This is a genomic window from Streptomyces sp. V4I2 (genome assembly GCF_030817655.1).
In the GTDB taxonomy this organism is placed as follows: domain Bacteria; phylum Actinomycetota; class Actinomycetes; order Streptomycetales; family Streptomycetaceae; genus Streptomyces; species Streptomyces plumbiresistens.
This window is the reverse complement of record NZ_JAUSZM010000003.1, coordinates 9,635,179-9,652,956: the sequence shown is the minus strand read 5'-3', so window position 1 is coordinate 9,652,956 and position 17,778 is coordinate 9,635,179. Positions and strand designations below refer to the sequence as shown.

12 protein-coding genes and 5 pseudogenes are annotated in these 17,778 nt (G+C 71.5%); 9 read left to right on the top strand and 8 right to left on the bottom strand.

The genetic code is table 11. The annotated features are described in order from the left end of the window. Positions 1-50: 50 nt before the first annotated feature. The 3 genes from QFZ76_RS45090 to QFZ76_RS45080 are packed head-to-tail and all read left to right on the top strand — an operon-like array spanning position 51 to position 1,773. A complete protein-coding gene (locus QFZ76_RS45090) occupies positions 51-743 on the top strand; it encodes a hypothetical protein (protein ID WP_307679128.1) in 693 nt (230 codons plus the stop codon). After that, on the top strand, positions 740-1,036 hold the full coding sequence (locus QFZ76_RS45085; RefSeq protein WP_307679127.1) for a BON domain-containing protein: 297 nt from the start codon (positions 740-742) through the stop codon (positions 1,034-1,036). The genes QFZ76_RS45090 and QFZ76_RS45085 overlap by 4 nt, the downstream gene beginning before the upstream one ends. Further along, positions 1,033-1,773, top strand: a complete 741-nt coding sequence (locus tag QFZ76_RS45080; protein ID WP_307679126.1) for a metallophosphoesterase — start codon at positions 1,033-1,035, stop codon at positions 1,771-1,773. The genes QFZ76_RS45085 and QFZ76_RS45080 overlap by 4 nt, the downstream gene beginning before the upstream one ends. 21 nt (positions 1,774-1,794) lie before the next feature. Here QFZ76_RS45080 and QFZ76_RS45075 read toward each other — a convergent pair whose 3' ends face one another. Beyond that, positions 1,795-2,979 carry an amidohydrolase gene (locus QFZ76_RS45075; RefSeq protein ID WP_307679125.1) on the bottom strand — a complete coding sequence of 395 codons (1,185 nt, stop codon included), beginning with the start codon at positions 2,977-2,979 and terminating at the stop codon, positions 1,795-1,797. Positions 2,980-3,153: 174 nt separating this feature from the next. On the opposite strand from QFZ76_RS45075, the gene QFZ76_RS45070 reads away from it, so the two are divergent. Then, the gene (locus QFZ76_RS45070) at positions 3,154-3,717 is read left to right on the top strand and encodes a hemerythrin domain-containing protein (RefSeq protein ID WP_307679124.1); all 564 of its coding nucleotides are present in this window, start codon (positions 3,154-3,156) and stop codon (positions 3,715-3,717) included. A 12-nt stretch (positions 3,718-3,729) separates the two neighbouring features. Here the strand turns inward: QFZ76_RS45070 and QFZ76_RS45065 are convergent, their stop codons facing one another. Then, positions 3,730-4,257, bottom strand: a complete 528-nt coding sequence (locus tag QFZ76_RS45065; protein WP_307679123.1) for a hypothetical protein — start codon at positions 4,255-4,257, stop codon at positions 3,730-3,732. 154 nt (positions 4,258-4,411) lie between these two features. Next, positions 4,412-5,740: an endo-1,4-beta-xylanase gene (locus QFZ76_RS45060; protein ID WP_307679122.1), complete on the bottom strand. Its 1,329-nt coding sequence runs from the start codon at positions 5,738-5,740 to the stop codon at positions 4,412-4,414. 268 nt (positions 5,741-6,008) lie between these two features. Here QFZ76_RS45060 and QFZ76_RS45055 point away from each other — a divergent pair, with 268 nt between their 5' ends. From QFZ76_RS45055 to QFZ76_RS45045, 3 genes are all read left to right on the top strand, one after another. Beyond that, on the top strand, positions 6,009-6,566 hold the full coding sequence (locus QFZ76_RS45055) for a hypothetical protein (RefSeq protein ID WP_373464456.1): 558 nt from the start codon (positions 6,009-6,011) through the stop codon (positions 6,564-6,566). A gap of 299 nt (positions 6,567-6,865) precedes the next feature. Next, positions 6,866-9,391, top strand: a complete 2,526-nt coding sequence (locus tag QFZ76_RS45050; protein ID WP_307679121.1) for a SpoIIE family protein phosphatase — start codon at positions 6,866-6,868, stop codon at positions 9,389-9,391. Positions 9,392-9,507: 116 nt separating this feature from the next. Next, positions 9,508-12,306, top strand: coding sequence for a SpoIIE family protein phosphatase (locus QFZ76_RS45045; protein ID WP_307679120.1), 2,799 nt, complete (start codon positions 9,508-9,510; stop codon positions 12,304-12,306). Here QFZ76_RS45045 and QFZ76_RS45040 read toward each other — a convergent pair. Beyond that, entirely contained in the window at positions 12,258-12,701 is a 444-nt protein-coding gene (locus QFZ76_RS45040; RefSeq protein WP_307680394.1) for a hypothetical protein, read from the bottom strand. The two genes, QFZ76_RS45045 and QFZ76_RS45040, sit on opposite strands and share 49 nt — an antisense overlap. Positions 12,702-12,705: 4 nt before the next feature. Beyond that, positions 12,706-13,248: pseudogene (locus QFZ76_RS45035) on the bottom strand (RNA polymerase sigma factor); the annotation flags it as partial. 227 nt (positions 13,249-13,475) lie between these two features. On the opposite strand from QFZ76_RS45035, the gene QFZ76_RS45030 reads away from it, so the two are divergent. Next, complete coding sequence (locus tag QFZ76_RS45030) at positions 13,476-14,840, top strand: FAD-dependent oxidoreductase (protein WP_307679119.1); 1,365 nt, start codon at positions 13,476-13,478, stop codon at positions 14,838-14,840. A gap of 144 nt (positions 14,841-14,984) precedes the next feature. Here the strand turns inward: QFZ76_RS45030 and QFZ76_RS45025 are convergent. Both QFZ76_RS45025 and QFZ76_RS45020 read right to left on the bottom strand, forming a co-directional pair. Next, positions 14,985-15,942: pseudogene (locus QFZ76_RS45025) on the bottom strand (IS481 family transposase). 348 nt (positions 15,943-16,290) lie between these two features. Beyond that, positions 16,291-16,960, bottom strand: a pseudogene (locus QFZ76_RS45020) (RNA-guided endonuclease InsQ/TnpB family protein). 25 nt (positions 16,961-16,985) lie between these two features. Between QFZ76_RS45020 and QFZ76_RS45015 the strand changes: the two are divergent. After that, positions 16,986-17,280 (top strand): annotated as a pseudogene (locus tag QFZ76_RS45015) (transposase). A gap of 165 nt (positions 17,281-17,445) precedes the next feature. Here QFZ76_RS45015 and QFZ76_RS45010 read toward each other — a convergent pair. After that, a pseudogene (locus QFZ76_RS45010) lies at positions 17,446-17,772 on the bottom strand (SDR family NAD(P)-dependent oxidoreductase); the annotation flags it as partial. Between the last annotated feature and the right edge of the window lie 6 nt (positions 17,773-17,778).

Below are 17,778 nucleotides of genomic sequence, written 5' to 3'. Positions count from 1 at the left end.
CGGCGCGCCGGGTACTCGGGGCTCGCCGTCGATCAGGAAAGGGGGCAGCGATGACGCGGCACGCGGACGACGACGCTCTGGACCAGCGCGCGGGCGTCGCGGAACTGCGTCTGGCAACGGGAGACCCCGAACTCGTCCCGCAGAACGACGTGCTCGCCGACGACCTGCCCCTGGACCGCAACCAGGCGATCCTGCAGGCCACCAAGCAGGTCGGCTCGATCCTCAAACGCAGGGGACACGCCTTTGCGCTGGCGGGCAGCGTCGCCGTGTACGCGCACGGAAGCACCCAGAACCTCCAGCACGACGTCGACTTCTGCTTCCGGCCCGAGGACGCGGACTCCGTTGCCCAGACCCTGCGCGAGGCCGGACTGCCGGTGTACACGCCGCCCGAGGACTGGCTGCTCAAGTCCAGCTGTCTGGGACAGCAGGTCGACCTGATCTTCGAGCTGGCGCACCAGCCGGTCACCACGGAACTGCTGGAGCGCGCAGAGGAGTTGTCGGTCGACTCGGTGTTCATGCCGGTGCTGTCGCCGACCGATCTGGTGCACAGTCTGGTGGCCGCCTTCTCCGAGCACCACTGCGACTTCGGGGCGGTGCTCCCGATCGCCCGGACGCTGCGGGAGAAGGTCGACTGGGAGCGGGTGCGGCGGGCGTGCGGCGACGACCCGATGCCCGACGCGTTCTTCTACTTCCTGGAGCGGCTCGAGGTCATTCCGCCGAGGCCGAAGGAGGAACGGCGATGAGCGAGACCGGCGCGGGGCGGGCCCACGGAGTGGGCCATGCCCCAGCCGCGGAGAACGTCGAGTACCGGGTCGCTCACCTGCGCGACCGGCTCGCCACGGAGGAACTCGGTGAACTGGGCGTACGGGCGGAGGTGCGGGCCGGATCGGTCGTGGTGACCGGCACGGTGCCCTCCACACAGTGCCGCGAGACGGTACTGCGGACCGTCCGCGAGGAGCTGACCGGGATCTCCGTGCACACGGACGTCGTGGTGGCGGAGACCACCTCCCCCGACCATGCGGAGGACCTGCCATGATCCGCGTCGCCGCCGTGGGTGACATCCACATGGGGCCCGACAGTCGGGGCCTGCTGCGGCCCGCCTTCGACACCCTGCCCGACTGCGCCGACCTGCTGCTTCTGGCGGGTGACCTCACCCGGCACGGCACGCCGGAGGAGGCCCGGGTGGTGGCCCAGGAGCTACGGGGGCTTCCGGTGCCGGTCGTCGCGGTGCTCGGAAACCACGACCATCACGACGAGCAGCCCGAGAAGGTCACCGCCATCCTCCAGGACGCGGGCGTGAGGGTGCTGGAGGGCGAGGGCACGGTCGTCGAGTGCGACGGTACGCGCCTCGGCGTCGCCGGAGCCAAGGGTTTCGGCGGCGGGTTCGTCGGACGCAGCGCCGGCGAGTTCGGCGAGCCACTGATGAAGGAGTTCGTCCGCTACACCCGGCGCAGCGCGGACGCGCTGCACACCGCGCTGGAGGAGCTGGCGGACAAGGGCTGCGAACTGCGGATCGCGCTCACCCACTTCTCCCCCGTCGCCGACACCCTGGCCGGCGAGCCGCCGGAGATCTACCCGTTCCTCGGCAGCTACCTGCTGGCGGAGGCGATCGACACGGCCGGTGCCGACCTCTCCGTCCACGGCCACGCCCACGCGGGCACCGAGCACGGGATGACTGCCGGTGGCGTACGGGTGCGTAACGTGGCCCAGCCGGTCATCCGGCGGGCGTTCAACGTGTACCAGCTGCACACCGCTGAACTCCTTGCCGAGTGACCCCCTACCTCACGGTCTACCTCACGGTGCCGCGGCCGTGAGGTCCTGCCACGCCCGTTCCCGCACCTCCGGGCGCAGGAGCACCTCGGCCGCCGTGCAGGCCAGCGCCTCCGCCGCCGCGAGCATCGCCTCCCGGCCTCGGTCGGACGCCGCCGCGGCGGCGAACTCGGGGGTGTGGTCGGAGCCGTCCGGATCCATGATCGCCACGAAGGGGTGGATGGCCGGGACGCGTCCGCTGACGTTGCCGATGTCGGAGGAGCCCAGGTACACGCCCGGTTCGGGGGGCGTGATGCCGTGGCCCGTGCGGACGAGGTGACGGGCGAACCGTTCGGACAGCACCGCGCTGTCGCGGAAGTGTTCGTAGCGCGGTGTGGCGCGTTCGGCGGTGGCCGTCGTGCCCGTCGCCCGGGCCACGCCCTGCGCGCAGGTCAGGAGCTCCCCGGCCAGGTCGTCCAGGGCGGCGGTCGTCGCGGCGCGCAGCCCGAACAGGCCCTCGGCGTACTCGGGGACGATGTTCGTCGCCCGGCCGCCGTCGGTGACGATGCCCTGGACGTGGGAGCCTCCGGGCAGCCGTCGCCCGACCACGGCGAGGGTGTTGAACAGCTGGATCAGCGCCGCGAGGGCGTCGATGCCCTCGGTGGGGTTGCCGGTGGGGTGCGCGGCTCGTCCGTGGAAGGCGACCCGGTACTGGGCCTGCGCGGTCAGCGGCGCCCACCGCCAGCTGTACACGCCGGGATGGAACATCAGCGCGGCGTCGACGTCGTCGAACAGCCCGGCCTCGACCTCGGTGACCTTGCCGCCACCCCCTTCCTCGGCGGGCGTGCCCACGGCCCACACGCTTCCGGCGTCGGCGGGCAGGGCGGCCCGCACGGCCAGCGCGGCGCCGAGACCGGCGGCGGCGATCAGGTTGTGGCCGCACGCATGCCCGAGGCCGGGCAGGGCGTCGTACTCCAGCAGCAGGGCCACCGCGGGCCTGGGCCGCGCGCCCGAGCGTGCGGAGAAGGCGGTGGGCAGTCCGGCGACGCCCCGCTCGACGACGAACCCCTCCCAGGCGAGTTCGCCGCAGAGCAGTGCCGCCGCCCGGTGCTCCTCGAAGGCGTACTCGGGCTCGGTGTGCAGGGTCAGCGCGACGTCCCACAGCCGCTCGGCCCTGGCGGCCACTTCCCCGCGTACTCGCGCGAGCACTTCGTCCAGAGCGTCGGTCACGTGGGCCTCCCGGGGCGTCGTACGCCTGTGTTCCGGTGCGAGTTCCTTCGATGTGCCCCGCCCACACCCATTCGGCAGGCGCTTTGGCCGCGCGTAGTGCGGGCGCCCGTGGGCACTCGGGGGGCCATGGCGGGTCCGCCCCGGAGCCGCTGCGCCTGGCTGGAGGTGGAAGGCATGGGACACGGCGGAAACGTCATCGACGAGCTGGTGACCGATCACCGGGAGGTCGAGGACATCTTCGGTCGGATCGAGGCCCTGCCGTCCGGTGACAAGGACCGCAAGGTGTACGCCGAGCAGGCCACGATGGAGCTGGTACGGCACTCGGTGGCCGAGGAGGAGTACCTCTACCCGGCGGTGCGCGAGCACTTGGTGAACGGGAACACGATGGCGGACAAGGAGATCGAGGACCACTCCAGGGCCGAGCAGATCATGAAGGATCTGGAGGGCTGCGCGGCGGAGGACCCCGAGTTCGACCGGCTCGTCGGGATGCTGATGACCGAGATCCGCTCCCACATCGCCGACGAGGAGCAGAACCTCTTCCCGCAGCTGCGGGCTGCGTGCCCGCCGGAGGCCCTCGACGGCCTGGGTGACAAGGTGCGGATGGCCAAGAAGATGGCGCCGACCCGGCCGCACCCGTCCGCCCCGGACACGCCTCCGGCCAACAAGCTGCTGGCACCGGGGGCCGGCCTCGTCGACCGGTTGCGGGACGTGCTGACGGGCCGCGGCAAGCACGACTGACCGTCGGCCGCCTCAGGCGATCAGGGCCTGGCCCGGCTTCAGGTGGGCCACCAGCTGGGAGTGGTGGAGTTCGGCCACGGGAGCCAGCAGGTCGGGGTGGCGCAGGAGGGCCGCCGCGCGGCGGTCCGCCTCGTCGGGTGCGAGCAGGCGGCGGAACTCGGCGGGCACGGCGGTCGTGTGGCTGCCTCCGGCGAGTGCGGCCACCGCCAGGCCGGCCAGTTCCGGGTCGGTGAGCAGACAGGCCGCCCAGCTCGCCACGACCTCGTCGACCCAGGTACGCCAGGCGTGCTCGTCCGTGTCCCGGGCGCCGGTCCCGTCCGCGCCGGTGATCCAGTCGAGCCGGGCCGAGCCGCCGGGCCCGGCCATGCCGACGAGCGCGGCGTCCATCGGAGTGGGATACCGGAGCCAGGCCGCCACGGTCACGGCCTGCCGTGCCTGTACCTCGCACAGGGCGGAGGAGAGCGCGCCGCCGCCCGACGGGTAGGCGCAGGTCAGCCACTGGGCGGTCGCCGCGATGACCGGGGAGAGATCTGCTTGCACTGCCGGGCCGCCCGATGTGTGTGGTGAGACAGGGGACTGCGCGAAACGGTAGCCCGCGGGTCCTGCCGTACGACATGACCCGGGCCTCCTCGGTGACGTGGCTTCGGCCACATCGGCCGGGGGCCCGGGCTCTGTCGGAACCGGTCGGGGGCGCTCAGGACGCGGCGCAGGAACCCAGCACCGGGGCCGCGGTGCTGCCGTTCTTCATGACCGTGAAGCCGAAGCTCGTCGACGCTCCGGCGGCCAGGCTGCCGTTGCCGTTCGGCTTCATCGTCATGACGTTGCCGCTGCTGTCCCAGGTGGGTGTGCCGTTCCAGGTGGTGGAGATCTTCTGCGGGGCGGTGACGGTCACCGTCGTCGTCCAGGTGCTGATCGCGGAACTGCCCGCGGTGACGGTGACCCTGCCGTTGAAGCGGTCGCCCCACTCCTCCTGCTTGCTGTACGTCACGGAGCAGGCGGCCGTACCGCCGCCGCCCGAGCCGGTGCCGCCCAGCGCGGTGAGTACGGCGGTGTAGGCGGCCTTCTTGTTGTAGTTGCCGTCGAACAGCAACGGTGTGCCACTGGCGCGCCAGGAGTACTTGTCGGTGACGCCCCAGACCGTGATGCCGGTGCAGCGGGAGACGGCGAGACAGGCCTTCACCGCGTTGCTGTAGCTGGTGGCCTGGGAGGTGCCGGAGCCCTCGATGTCCAGCTCGGTGATCTGGACGTCGACGCCGAGGTCGGCGAAGCGCTGGAGGTTGGCCTGGTAGTCGGCCGGGACCGGGGAGGCGCTGTTGAAGTGGGACTGGAAGCCGACGCAGTCGATGGGCACGCCGCGGGCCTTGAAGTCCTTGACCAGGTTGTAGACGGCATTGCTCTTCGCGTTGACGCCGTCGGTGTTGTAGTCGTTGTAGCAGAGCTTGGCGGCCGGGTCCGCCGCGCGCGCGGTGCGGAACGCCTCTTCGATGAAGCCGTTGCCGAGCTTGTCCTGGAACGGCGAGCTGCGCCGGGCTCCGCTGCTGCCGTCCTGGAAGGCCTCGTTGACCACGTCCCAGGAGTGGATCTTGCCCTTGTAGTGGCCCATGACCTGGTTGATGTGGTTGTTCATCGCCGTTCTGAGGTCGGCGGCGGCGAGCGTGCCGACCCAGCTCGGCAGTTGCGAGTGCCAGACCAGGGTGTGTCCGCGGACCTTCATACCCTTGCTCTGGGCGTGGCTCACGATCTGGTCCGCGGCGGCGAAGTTGAAGGAGTTCCGGGTGCTCTCGACGGCGTCCCACTTCATCTCGTTCTCGGGGGTCACCGAGTTGAACTCGGTGTCGAGGGTGGAGACGTACGCGGATTCGCCCAGGTGGTTCGCGGCGACGGCGGTGCCGAAGTAGCGGCCCTTCTCGGCCGCCGCGGCACCGAGGGTGCTCGCGGCGTCGGCCGGTGCCGACAGGGCGGTGACCCCGGCTATGGCGAGCAGGCTCGCCATGCCGAGGCGGATGGACGTGCGGGTGACCATCTTGTCCCCTTTCTGATACCGAAAGTTTCGAGCAGATTTCGGAATGGCGTCGCAGACCATATGAGCGGCCCCTGAGGGCGTCAACCGGTCGAACACCGAGTCATCGCAATTGGCTCAGAAAGCTCTGCGAGAGCAAGGGCAACTCAACATTCGCCAAACTTCTCGAATGTTTCGAGAGCGGGGCGCATTTCATGCCGAATAGTGCAACCTTTCGGCCAAGTCGGATGTCTCACCCGATAACAGACACATCAACGTCTCGGGGGACATCATGAGACGAAGCAGAACAGCATGGGCCGCGGCGGTCCTCATGAGCGCCGCCTGGACCCTCACCGCGATCCCGGCCGACGCGGCCACGGCGTGCCCCACCGGCTGGGGCAGCCTGGACAAGTCCCGCGCCTCCGGCACGGCGGCGCCGGTGAAGAACATCAGGACCGGCAGCCACGCCTGCTACGACCGGCTGGTCGTCGACGTCCCCGGCGGCGGCACCCGCCTCGGCTACTGGGTCCGCTACGTCGACCGCCTCCGTCAGGACGGATCGGGCCGTCCGATATCCGTCGGGGGCGGAGCCGTCCTCGAGGTGCGGGTCGCCGCACCCGCCTACGACCCGGCGACCGGGGCACCCACCTATCCCGGGCGGGTGGCACGCCCGCTGCCCGGCGTGGACCTGTCCCAGTACCGCACCTTCAAGGACACCCGGTTCGCGGGCAGCTTCGAGGGCGAGACGCAGGTCGGACTGGGAGTCCGCGCCCGGCTGCCGTTCCGGGTGCAGCACATCTCGGACCGGGTCGTGGTGGACGTGGCCCACAACTGGACCCGCAGCCGCTGACGCCGCCGATCACGGAGGGATCCCTGGCCACCGCGGCCGCCGACCTGGTGCGCGCCCAATCCGCGGTGCGCGCCGCCCGCCCTTGGCCGGTGCGGGAGGCCAGGGCGCCGACGACCACGGCCAAGGCCATCGGGAGCTCGGCGGACAGCCACGAGCGGATCGCCGGTGGGGACCCTCAGGCCGCAGCCCGGCACGGGTTCCCCACTGGATTGCTGTCGCCTCCCAGGTGCGGTCCGGGCCCGTCGTGGCGCATTCTTGCTGTGTCGCCCGCGTGACGGCGCACGGACGAGGTAGGGCCGATGACTGGGAGCTCCCAGGACGCACAGCCGAAGCCCGCACGGCTGGCGGCGCTGCTGATCGACGCCTCGATGGCGGCGGTCAGCACGGCCGGCGGCCACGCGGGAGGCGTCTACCTGCGCTCCTCCACCCCGGGACTGCTGCGCCTCGCCGTGCTCGCCGGACTGCCCGGCCCCTTGTTCCGCCCCTGGTGGCGGCTGCACGCGGACCGTCCCTTCCCCGTCGCCGACGCCCATCGGCTGGGCGTCCAGGTGGTGCTGCCGAACGCCACGGAGACGATGCGCCGCTACCCCCAGTTCGCGGCCGGCCTGCCCTTCCAGTTCGGCTCCCTGTACGTGCCGGTGGTGGCCGGTTCCGACATGTACGGCGTCCTCACCGTGCTGCGCCCCTCCGTCCAGGACGCCGCCGAGGTACTGCCCGAGCGCGACCGGCTGGCCCGGCTGGGCCAGGACCTGGGTGCGGCCCTGCGGAACCTGGACGACGAGGCGGCCCCAGTCGTCTGGGACGACGAGCCGCTGTGCGTCCGGCCACCGGCCCCGCGTCCGCCGCTCGCGCGCATCGGGCGATTCGTGTGGACGCCGGAGACCGGTCTGGTGACCGGGGACGAGGGTCTGCACACCCTGCTGGGCGTGCCGCCGACGGAGTTCACCGGAGCGGTGGAGGCGTTCGCGGACGCCGTGGCCCCGTCCGAGGCGAACCGGATCCTGCTCGCCCTGCGGGACACGGCCGTCGGCAGACCTCCGACCCTGCCGCTGTACCTGCGGACCACCGACGGCGAACTGCGGCTGATGGACCTGTGGAGTCCCTACGAGGCCACCGGGTGGAACCCGTACGACCCGGCCGCCCCGCCGACCGCGCCGCCCGGGCCGGGCCCGGTGCGCGGCATCGTCCTCGATCCGGGTCTCCGCGCCACCGCGGACGCGGCGGCCGACCTGCTGCCGGACGGGGTGTTCTGCCTCGACCGGGAGGGCCTGATCGTCTACGCCAATCCGCGCGCCGCGCAGTTGCTGCGCCGGCCGCGGACCGAGCTCCTGGGCCGGGCCCTGTGGGACGCCGTGCCGTGGCTCGGCCGGCCCGACGTCGAGGACCATCTGCGCGGGGCCCTGCTGTCGCCGAATCCGGTGCACTTCCACGTCGAGCGACCCGCCGCGGACGCTACCGAGCCCGTGTCGCCACCGTCCGAGGGCGACTGGCTCGCGCTCGCCGTGCATCCCGGCCCGGACCGGCTGACCTGCACGGTCCGTCCGGCGAGCCGGGTCGCGGACACCGCCCCCGCCGAGACCCCCACGGACGGCCTCGCCACGCCGGCGCCCGTGTACCGCCCCATCGTCCTCGCGATCGCGCTGACGGAGGCGGTCACCGCGCGCCAGGTGTCCGCCGTCGTGATGCGTGAACTGCTGCCCGCGTTCGGCGGCCGCCGGCTCGCCATCTACCTGCTCCAGGACCGGCACCTGTACCTGGCCTGGGAGAGCGGCTTCCCTCCGGGATTCCTCGCCCCGTTCGAAGGGGTGGGACTCGACACGCGGCTGCCCGGCGTCGAGACGCTCACCACCGGCCGGCCGCTCTTCTTCGACGACATGCAGCAACTGGCCGCCGCCTACCCCGGAATCCAGTTGGACGCCACCGAGGGAGCCCGCGCCTTCCTGCCGCTGATCGCCTCCGGCCGCTCGGTCGGCTCCTGCATCCTGGGCTTCGACCGGCCGCGCAGCTTCAGCAGCGAGGAACGTACGGTGCTCACCGCGCTCGCCGGACTCATCGCCCACGCCATGGAGAAGGCGCAGCGCTACGAGAACGAGGCCGCCCTCGCCCGCGGGCTGCAGCAGGCCCTGCTCCCCCGACGGCTGTCGTCGCACCCACAGGTGGAGACCGCGGGGCGTTACCTGCCCGGCACGCAGGGCATGGACGTGGGCGGCGACTGGTACGACGTCGTGGAGTCCGGCGACGGCATCGCCCTGGTCATCGGGGACGTCCAGGGCCACGGCGTGCAGGCGGCGGCAACTATGGGCCAACTGCGCACCGCTGTAAGGGCGTTCGCGCTCGACGATCGGCCCCCCGACGAGGTCATGAGCGGCACCAACCACCTCCTCATGGACCTCGATCCCGGGCTGTTCGCGAGCTGCTGCTACATCCGGCTGGACCCCGCCACCGGGGTGGCCCTGGCGGCCCGCGCCGGGCACCTGCCGCCGCTGCTGCGCCAGGCGGACGGCCGTACCCACGTCCTCGATCTGGCCGGCGGGGTGGTGCTCGGCGTGGACGGGCGGGCCCGCTACCCGGTGACGGAGCTGCGCATGGAGCCCGGAGCCATCCTCGCGCTCTACACCGACGGGCTGGTCGAGAAGCCCGGCGACGACATCGACGACGGCATCAGCGCGCTGCGCGTGGCCCTCGCCAAGGCCGGTGCCCCCGCCGTCCGCCCGGGCGGACGCGCGCTGGCGGACGTGGCCGACCGCCTCACCGCGACGGCCCGCCACGCCGTCGACCGCCCGGACGACATCGCCCTCCTGCTCGCCACCCGCCGCACCGCGTGATGAGGCCCGAAGCCGGCGGTCATCGCGCATCCCCGCGACGGCAGGCATCGGGAGCTACGGCTGTCACACCCGGTGCCCCCTCGCCTCCTGAGGCGCAGCAGTGTAGACATGGGCACATGGTCCGGCTCTTGGGTCGATCCGGGGCCCGGTCGACCCGTCGTCCCAGCGGTCCGCGCCCTTCGCATGCGCCCGACCGCCCCCTCGGAGCGCCCGACGGGCATCCGCGGCGGCCCGGGAAGCAGCCGGGCCATCCGCTCACCCGAAACCGGCGCGGCACCGGCCGGTCGGGGCTGCGGTCGGCACTCGGCGGACGCAGCGTCGCCGGACAGGTGTTCGTCCTGCAAGTGGTGATCGTGCTGCTGCTGGTCGTGGCCGCGGTGGTGGCCCTGGTCCTCCAGGTGCGGCACGACAGCACGCAGGAGGCCCGCAACCGTTCGGTCGCCGTCGCCGAGACGTTCGCCAACGCGCCGGGGACCGTCGAGGCCCTGCGCGCCCCCGATCCGTCGGCGGTGCTCCAGCCGCGAGCCGAGGCGGCCCGCAAGGCCACGAACGTGGACTTCATCGTCGTCATGAACACCGACGGCATTCGCTACAGCCATCCCAAGACGGACCGCATCGGCAAGAAGTTCGTCGGCACGATCGCCCCGGCGCTGGCCGGACGCACCGTCACCGAGGAGATCACGGGCACGATCGGCCCGCTGGTGCAGGCCGTCGTACCCGTCAAGGCGGACGACGGCACAGTCGTGGGTCTGGTGTCGGCGGGCATCACCACCGAGAGCGTCGGCGGCACCGCAGACCAGCAGCTCCCGCTGGTGCTGGTCGCCGCGGCGGCGGGCCTCGCCCTCGCCACGGCCGGCACCGCGCTGGTGAGCCGACGACTGCTGCGGCAGACACACGGCCTGGGCCCGCACGAGATGACCCGGATGTACGAACACCACGACGCGGTGCTGCACGCCGTGCGGGAAGGCGTGCTCATCGTGGGCGGCGAGGGCACCCTGCTGCTCGCCAACGACGAGGCGCACCGGTTGCTCGACCTGCCCGACGACGCCGAGGGACGGCATGTCTTCGACCTCGGCCTCGCGCCCGACACGTCCGGCCTGCTGGCCTCCGGACGGGTCGCCACGGACGAGGTGCACCTGGTCAAGGACCGGCTGCTGGCGATCAACCAGCGGACCACCGACAGCAAGGGCGGCCCGCCCGGCAGCGTCGCCACCCTGCGCGACTCCACGGAACTGCGCGCCCTGTCCGGGCGGGCGGAGACGGCGCGGGAGCGCCTGAACATGCTGTACGACGCCGGGGTGGCCATCGGCACGAGCCTGGACGTGACCCGTACCGCCGAGGAGCTGGCGGAGCTGGCCGTGCCCCGGTTCGCGGACTTCGTCACGGTGGACCTGTTCGACGCCGTACTGAGCGGCGGACAGCCGCAGGCGGCGACCACCCTGCGCCGCACGGCCGTGAACGGGATCCGCAAGGACGCCCCGCTGTACCCGGTGGGCGAGCGGATCCGGCTCGTCGACACCTCGCCGCAGGCACGCTGCCTCGCCGCGGAACAGGCCGTGGTCGAGCCGCGGCTGAGCGAGGCCGCGGGCTGGCAGGCACAGGACCTGGAGCGCTCCGCGCAGGTGGTGGCGTACGGCATCCATTCACTGATCGCCGTGCCGCTGCGGGCGGGCAGCCTGGTGCTGGGGGTGGTCAGTTTCTGGCGGTCCGAGAAGCCCGAGCCGTTCGACGTGGACGAGGTGGCCCTCGCCGAGGAACTGGTCGCGCGGGCCGCGGTGTCCATCGACAACGCGCGCCGCTACACGCGCGAGCACAACATGGCGGTGACGCTGCAGCGCAGTCTGCTGCCCCGCAACCTGCCCGCGCAGGACGCCCTGGAGATCGCCTACCGCTATCTGCCCGCGCAGGAGGGCGTCGGTGGCGACTGGTTCGACGTACTGCCGCTGTCCGGTGCCCGCGTCGCGCTCGTGGTGGGTGACGTCGTCGGGCACGGGCTGCACGCCGCGGCCACCATGGGACGGCTGCGTACGGCGGTGCACAACTTCTCCGCCCTGGACCTCCCGCCGGACGAACTCCTCGCGCTGCTCGACGAGCTGGTCGGGCGCATCGACCAGGACGAGGCGGCGGAGGGCGCCAACGCCCCGGTCACCGGGGCGACCTGCCTGTACGCGATCTACGACCCGGTGTCCCGGCTGTGCACGATCGCCCGGGCGGGACACCCGCCGCCCGCGCTGATCCACCCGGACGGCAGCGTCGAGTTCCCCGAGGTGCCGATCGGCCCGCCGCTCGGCCTCGGGGGCCTGCCCTTCGAGACGGCCGAGCTCGAACTGGCCGAGGGCAGCCGCCTCGTGCTCTACACGGACGGGCTCGTCGAGGACCGGGAGCGGGACATCGACGAGGGTCTGGAACTCCTGCGCGGCGCGCTGGAACGGGCCGGCCGCTCACCCGAGGAGACCTGCCGGGTCGTCCTCGACGACTCCCGGCTCACGGCCCGCGCCGGCGACGACATCGCCCTCATCGTGGCGCGCACCCGGTCGCTGACCCCCGACCGGATCGCCGAGTGGCAGGTGCCGGGCGACCCGGCGGCCGTCGGGGAGGTACGCGCCTCGGTCAGCAGGCAGCTCGCCCGGTGGGGCCTGGACGAGCTGACGTTCACGACCGAGCTGATCCTCAGCGAGCTCGTCACCAACGCGATCCGCTACGGCGGCGACCCCATCCACGTCCGGGTGCTGCATGATCGCACCCTGATCTGCGAGGTCTTCGACAGCAGCAGCACCTCGCCGCATCTGCGCTATGCGGCCATGACCGACGAGGGCGGGCGCGGCCTGTTCCTCGTCGCGCAGCTCTCCGAACGCTGGGGCACGCGCTACACGCCCGACGGCAAGGTGATCTGGGCCGAACAGTCGCTGCCGTGAGTCGTGCGGTGTTCAGGGGCGTTGGCCGATCCGGTCCACCACCCCCGCCTGCTCCAGCCCCTTGACCGCTCCAGCAGCCTGTCCGGGTCGGTCGGCCACTTCTTCAGCCTGGCGTACTCGGTCGGCGGCCACTTCACTTCGTTCTTCGCGAGGGGCTGTTCGTCGAGGATCCGGCCGTAGTAGCTGAACCGGGAGGGCTTCGAGCCGTCCACCGAGAGCCAGCGCTCGTCCGTGTACTTCTTGACGGTCCCGTCCTTGTACGTGCGGGTGGTGACCTCCTTCGTGTAGAGGTACTGGTCGTTGCGAGGGACCGGCAGGGCGGCGCCGTCGGTGCATGACCGGCCCGCGGCCCGCTGCAGCACCTGCGCCGCGTTGAGCGTGGTCATGCGCTCCACGACGGTGCTCCTCCGTCTCCTCGTGAAGGGCTGTGGGATCCGACCCGCCCAGTGCCTCGCGCAGTTTCTTCCCGGCCCGGTGCAGACGGGAACGCACCGTGCCCACCGGCACCCCCAGCGCCCCGGCCAGGGCGGCACGGGAGCCCTGGGCGCTGACCCGGGCGGCCACGCGGTCCGCGAGCAGCTCGTCCTGGCCGGCCGCGGTGCCGGCCGCGCGGGACATCGCCCTGAGGCGACGCGCTTCGGCCCGCCGGTGCCCGCCCACCAGGTTCGTGACGATCCCGTAGAGCCAGGGCCGTGCCTGGGGCTTCGACACGTCGTACCGTCGACGGCACTGGAACGCGATCACGAAGGTCTCGGCCATCAGGTCGTCGGCCGCCTCGGTGCCGAGCCGACGGGCCGCGTACCGGTGGATGTCGTCGGCGTAGCGGTTGAACAGCTCGGCGAACGCCTCCGGTTCGGCCCAGGACCGCTCGATGACCGAGGCGTCCGAAGCGCCCTGGTCGGGCGGGACGTGGGCGGTTCCGACGCTCGGCGAGGCGGTCACCGGTCGCCTCTCTCGTTCATGGATGTCCTCGAAGTCGCGGGCATGGTCGACTGCTGTTGGCCGATCCGGGTGTTCGAGTTCCATCCGGCCCCGCGTCGATCCACGAGCCGCTTCACTCATAAAGTGACCTTATGGGCTCATAGACCGGACCCGCGTACCGACTAAGGCTTGCCTTAGTTTAGGCTTCCCGTTGAGTCGATCTATCGCCGCTCGAAGGGAACCTGATCATGCCCCGCCCCCTGCGGGTAGCAATCGTCGGAGCCGGCCCCGCCGGAATCTACGCCGCCGACGCCCTGCTCAAGTCCGAGGTGGCCGCCGAACCCGGTGTGTCCATCGACCTCTTCGAGCGGATGCCGGCCCCGTTCGGCCTGATCCGTTACGGCGTGGCCCCCGACCACCCCCGCATCAAGGGCATCATCACCGCCCTCCACCAGGTGCTCGACAAGCCGCAGATCCGCCTGTTCGGCAACGTCGACTACCCGACCGACATCAGCCTGGACGACCTGCGGGCCTTCTACGACGCCGTGATCTTCTCCACCGGCGCGACGGCCGACCGCGAGCTGTCCCTCCCCGGCATCGAGCTCGACGGCTCGTACGGCGCCGCGGACTTCGTCTCCTGGTACGACGGTCACCCGGACGTGCCGCGCACCTGGCCGCTGGAGGCCGAGAAGGTCGCCGTGCTCGGCGTCGGAAACGTCGCGCTCGACGTGGCGCGCATCCTCGCCAAGACCGCGGACGAGCTGCTGCCGACGGAGATCCCGCCGAACGTCCACGACGGACTCAAGGCCAACAAGGCGCTGGAGGTCCACGTGTTCGGCCGCCGTGGCCCGGCACAGGCGAAGTTCAGCCCCATGGAGCTCAGGGAGCTGGACCACTCCCCCACCATCGAGGTCATAGTCGACCCCGAGGACATCGACTACGACGCGGGCTCGATCGAGACCCGGCGCGGCAACAAGCAGGCCGACATGGTCGCCAAGACCCTGGAGAACTGGGCGATCCGCGACGTCGGCGACCGCCCGCACAAGCTGTTCCTGCACTTCTTCGAGTCGCCCTCGGAGATCATCGGCGAGGACGGCAAGGTCGTCGGTCTGCGCACCGAGCGCACCGCGCTGGACGGCACCGGCAACGTCAAGGGCACCGGCGAGTTCAAGAACTGGGACGTCACCGCGGTCTACCGCGCGGTCGGCTACCTCTCCGACAAGCTGCCCAAGCTGCCCTGGGACCTCGACTCGGGCACGGTTCCGGACGCGGGCGGCCGGGTCCTCCAGGAGAGCGGCGAGCACCTGCAGTCCACGTACGTCACCGGCTGGATCCGGCGCGGCCCCGTCGGCCTGATCGGCCACACCAAGGGCGACGCCAACGAGACGGTGTCCAACCTGTTGGACGACTACGGCAACGGCCGTCTGCAGACGCCGGGTTCGCCCGAGCCCGAGGCGGTGGACGCGTACCTCGCCGAGCGGGGCGTCCGCTTCACCACCTGGGAGGGCTGGTACAAGCTGGACGCCGCGGAGAAGGCGCTGGGCGAGCCGCAGGGCCGCGAGCGCGTGAAGCTGGTCGAGCGTGAGGACATGCTCAAGGCGAGCGGCGCGTAGTACGCCGACGACGGCCTCGACGGTGCCGGATCTCCTCCGGACCCGTCGGGGCCGTTCTGCCGTCGCCCCGCACGCACCATGCCCCGCGCACCTGCGTCAATCAGGCACCCCCGTTTTCCTGGGCCCTGATCCGCCGGACAGGCCCTAGCTGTGTTGTCCGGACAGGTTGGTGACGCGGCTGGCTGGGGTTTGGCCACGGATGCCGGTGTGGGGTCGGTGGTAGTTGTACCAGTCCAGCCAGTCGGGAAACGCTGCCTGCCGCTCGGCTTCTGAGCTGTAGGGCCGCTGGTAAGCCCGCTCCTCCAGCAGAGTGCGGTGGAAGCGTTCGACCTTCCCGTTGGTCTGGGGCCGCCAGGGACGGGTCCAGCGAGGACTGATGCCCAGGTCACGGCAGGTGTCGCGCCAGGTGTTCTTGGTGTAGGCCCAGGCGTTGTCGGTCAGCACTCGTTCGACGGTGACGCCGCGTGCCGCGAACCATGCGGTGGCGCGGGCCAGGAAGGCGGCGCAGGTGGCCGCTTTCTCGTCGGGCAGGTCTTCGGTGTAGGCCAGGCGGGAGTGATCGTCCAGGGCCGTGTGCAGGTAGAGGTAGCCGCGGCCGGTGCGCGCCTGGTTCTTGCGGCCGGCCGCCCGGCCCAGGGCCTTGTGGCCGCCGCCGTCGGGGATGCGGCCGAGCTTCTTGACATCGATGTGGACCAGTTCACCGGGCCGGGCGCGTTCGTAGCGGCGCACGGGCTCGCCGGTGGCCCGGTCGCAGGCGGCCAGCGCGGGCAGACCATGGCGGGTCAGGATGCGGTGGGCTGTGGAGGCGGCGATGCCGGTGCGGGCTGCCAGCCGCACAGGGCCGATGCGGTGTTCCTGTCGCAGCCGCACGACCTGGGCTTCAACGTCGATGCGGGTCTTGCGCGGGCTGTGGTGGGTGCGGCTGGAGCGGTCGTGCATGCCGTCGACGCCGTGGCGGCGGTAGCGGCTGGCCCACCGGGCGGCGGTGGTGTGGCTGACCTGGAAGCGTTCCGGGCCCGCCGCACTGGCCAGCCGTCGTCGACGACGCACCGGCCAGACGCAGCCTGCCGGTCGGAGTCAGCGGGGCGTTACGGTGAGACAACGAGGGCCTCCTGGCTGTCGGTTGTAGATGTCGCAATCCACACCGAACCCAGAGGCCCTCACCCCTTTCAAGGACCACTCAAGGGCGTGTCGCCTGTCACCAACGTCCCGGGACAGCACACCTAGCGGCGTGGTGAACGGGGCCCGCCCCAATGCGGATGGTGGGCGGGCCCCGTTCGAGGAGTCAGTGTGGTGGGGAGGCCGCAAGCGGGACAGGAGTGAATGGCTGCTGATGGGTGCGGAACGTTCGCGCCCCGAGTGCGCGCGGGCTTGGGAGGATCGAGTCGACTTGACTTGCTCCTCGGGCTGAAGCTCAAGGATTCTGGCCTCCTCGTCCGTTGCTGTGCCGCTACGCGGCACAGGTTTCGGGCGGGAATCCATGGCTTCCTGTTTCATCGCGCTGCGCCGGGACAAGTCCCGGTCTTACCGGCGCTCCGCAGGCTGTCACCGCCAGTCCGGCGGCCGTCTTGACGTTGATCGCGGCGTTGTGGTCCCGGTCATGGACCGCACCGCAGGCGGCACAGGTCCAGGTCCGGATGTGCAGCGGCTTGGGACCGTCCTGCGTGCCGCAGGCCGAGCAGGTCTGGGAGGTCGGCTCGAACCGGCCGATCTGCCTTGCGGAATCGGTGATCGACCAGCGGGCATTGGCCGTGAAGCGGATCGACTGCCGTTTGTCCTTGCGGGACTTGAACCGGGGCGCACCGGTCTTCGCGCCCCTGCGCTCGCCCCTGCGGGAGGCGAAGAAGTTCTTGTAGGCGGCCTCCGCGTCCCGCAGGGACTGCTGGAGCACGACGGCGGAGACCTCGCCCAGCCAGGCTCGTGCAGGGGTCTGCTTCGCGGCAGTGATCAGCTTCTTGGACAGCTCGCCGGCCGTCGGGAATGCCTCGCCCGCCTTCCGGGCGTCCTCGCGGGCGCGCACCGCGTCGTTGAAGACGACGCGGTGCGCGCCCGAACGCCTTGGCCGGCGCGGTGCGTTGGCCGGAATCCGGGTACAGGCGGAAGCTGTACCGAAGCTGCATGACGGCCACGCTACCTACGCGGGTTATGGGTGAGACGCAGAAGATCAGGACTGCTCGGCACTGTGTTTTCGTGATGCATGTCCACTCGGTCTTCGTGACCAAATTCCGGCACGAAGTGTTCACCGATGCTCACCCCAGCGCATGGAGGACTCCCTCAAGGGCGTCCCTCTCCGCCGTCTGCGCCAGGAATTCCCCGACCTGGTACGGCACTACTGGCGCGCCGACAAGATCTGGTCCGGCTCCTACTTCGCCGGAACCGTGGGCGGCGCCCCACTCGCCGTGGCAAGCAGTACATCGAACAGCAGAACCGGCCCGTGTGAGCGTCGCCCGGCTCCGCTGGGAACAGCCCTCGCGACGCTCCGCGTCACGGGTGGGGGAACACACCATCCGGCTCCGCCGGGCAAGAACCCGCGACGCTCCACGCCGCAGTCATCAGATTCGCCTCACCACCGCGCTGAAGCCTGATGCACTGCGAGTGAATCCCGATAGCGGCGCCATTCGTCATCGCTGATCTCCAGCGCGGGCCTGGGTCCGAAGATGCCGAGGTTGTTGACCAGGATGTCGACGTCGGGCAGCGCGTCGACGGCGCCGGCCGCGCCCTCCTCGGTGCCCAGGTCCGCCGCGACCGGCACGAACTCCCCGTCCGGGACCTGCGACCGCAGCTCGTCGACGCTCTTGTCCAGGCGGTCCGCACGGCGTCCGTTGACACCCACGCGCGCCCCGGCGCGGGCGAGACCTGCGGCGATCGCCGCGCCGATGCCCTGGGAGGAGCCCGTCACCAGTGCGGCGCGCCCGGTCAGGTCGAGGTGCATGAGGTC

Excerpts from the sequence above, each read along its gene's own strand:
- QFZ76_RS45090 (WP_307679128.1), top strand. The coding sequence starts at position 51 with ATGACGCGGCACGCGGACGACGACGCTCTGGACCAGCGCGCGGGCGTC.
- QFZ76_RS45055 (WP_373464456.1), top strand. The coding sequence starts at position 6,009 with ATGAGACGAAGCAGAACAGCATGGGCCGCGGCGGTCCTCATGAGCGCC.
- QFZ76_RS45080 (WP_307679126.1), top strand. The coding sequence starts at position 1,033 with ATGATCCGCGTCGCCGCCGTGGGTGACATCCACATGGGGCCCGACAGT.
- QFZ76_RS45060 (WP_307679122.1), bottom strand. The coding sequence starts at position 5,740 with ATGGTCACCCGCACGTCCATCCGCCTCGGCATGGCGAGCCTGCTCGCC.
- QFZ76_RS45070 (WP_307679124.1), top strand. The coding sequence starts at position 3,154 with ATGGGACACGGCGGAAACGTCATCGACGAGCTGGTGACCGATCACCGG.
- QFZ76_RS45050 (WP_307679121.1), top strand. The coding sequence starts at position 6,866 with ATGACTGGGAGCTCCCAGGACGCACAGCCGAAGCCCGCACGGCTGGCG.
- QFZ76_RS45085 (WP_307679127.1), top strand. The coding sequence starts at position 740 with ATGAGCGAGACCGGCGCGGGGCGGGCCCACGGAGTGGGCCATGCCCCA.
- QFZ76_RS45045 (WP_307679120.1), top strand. The coding sequence starts at position 9,508 with ATGGTCCGGCTCTTGGGTCGATCCGGGGCCCGGTCGACCCGTCGTCCC.
- QFZ76_RS45030 (WP_307679119.1), top strand. The coding sequence starts at position 13,476 with ATGCCCCGCCCCCTGCGGGTAGCAATCGTCGGAGCCGGCCCCGCCGGA.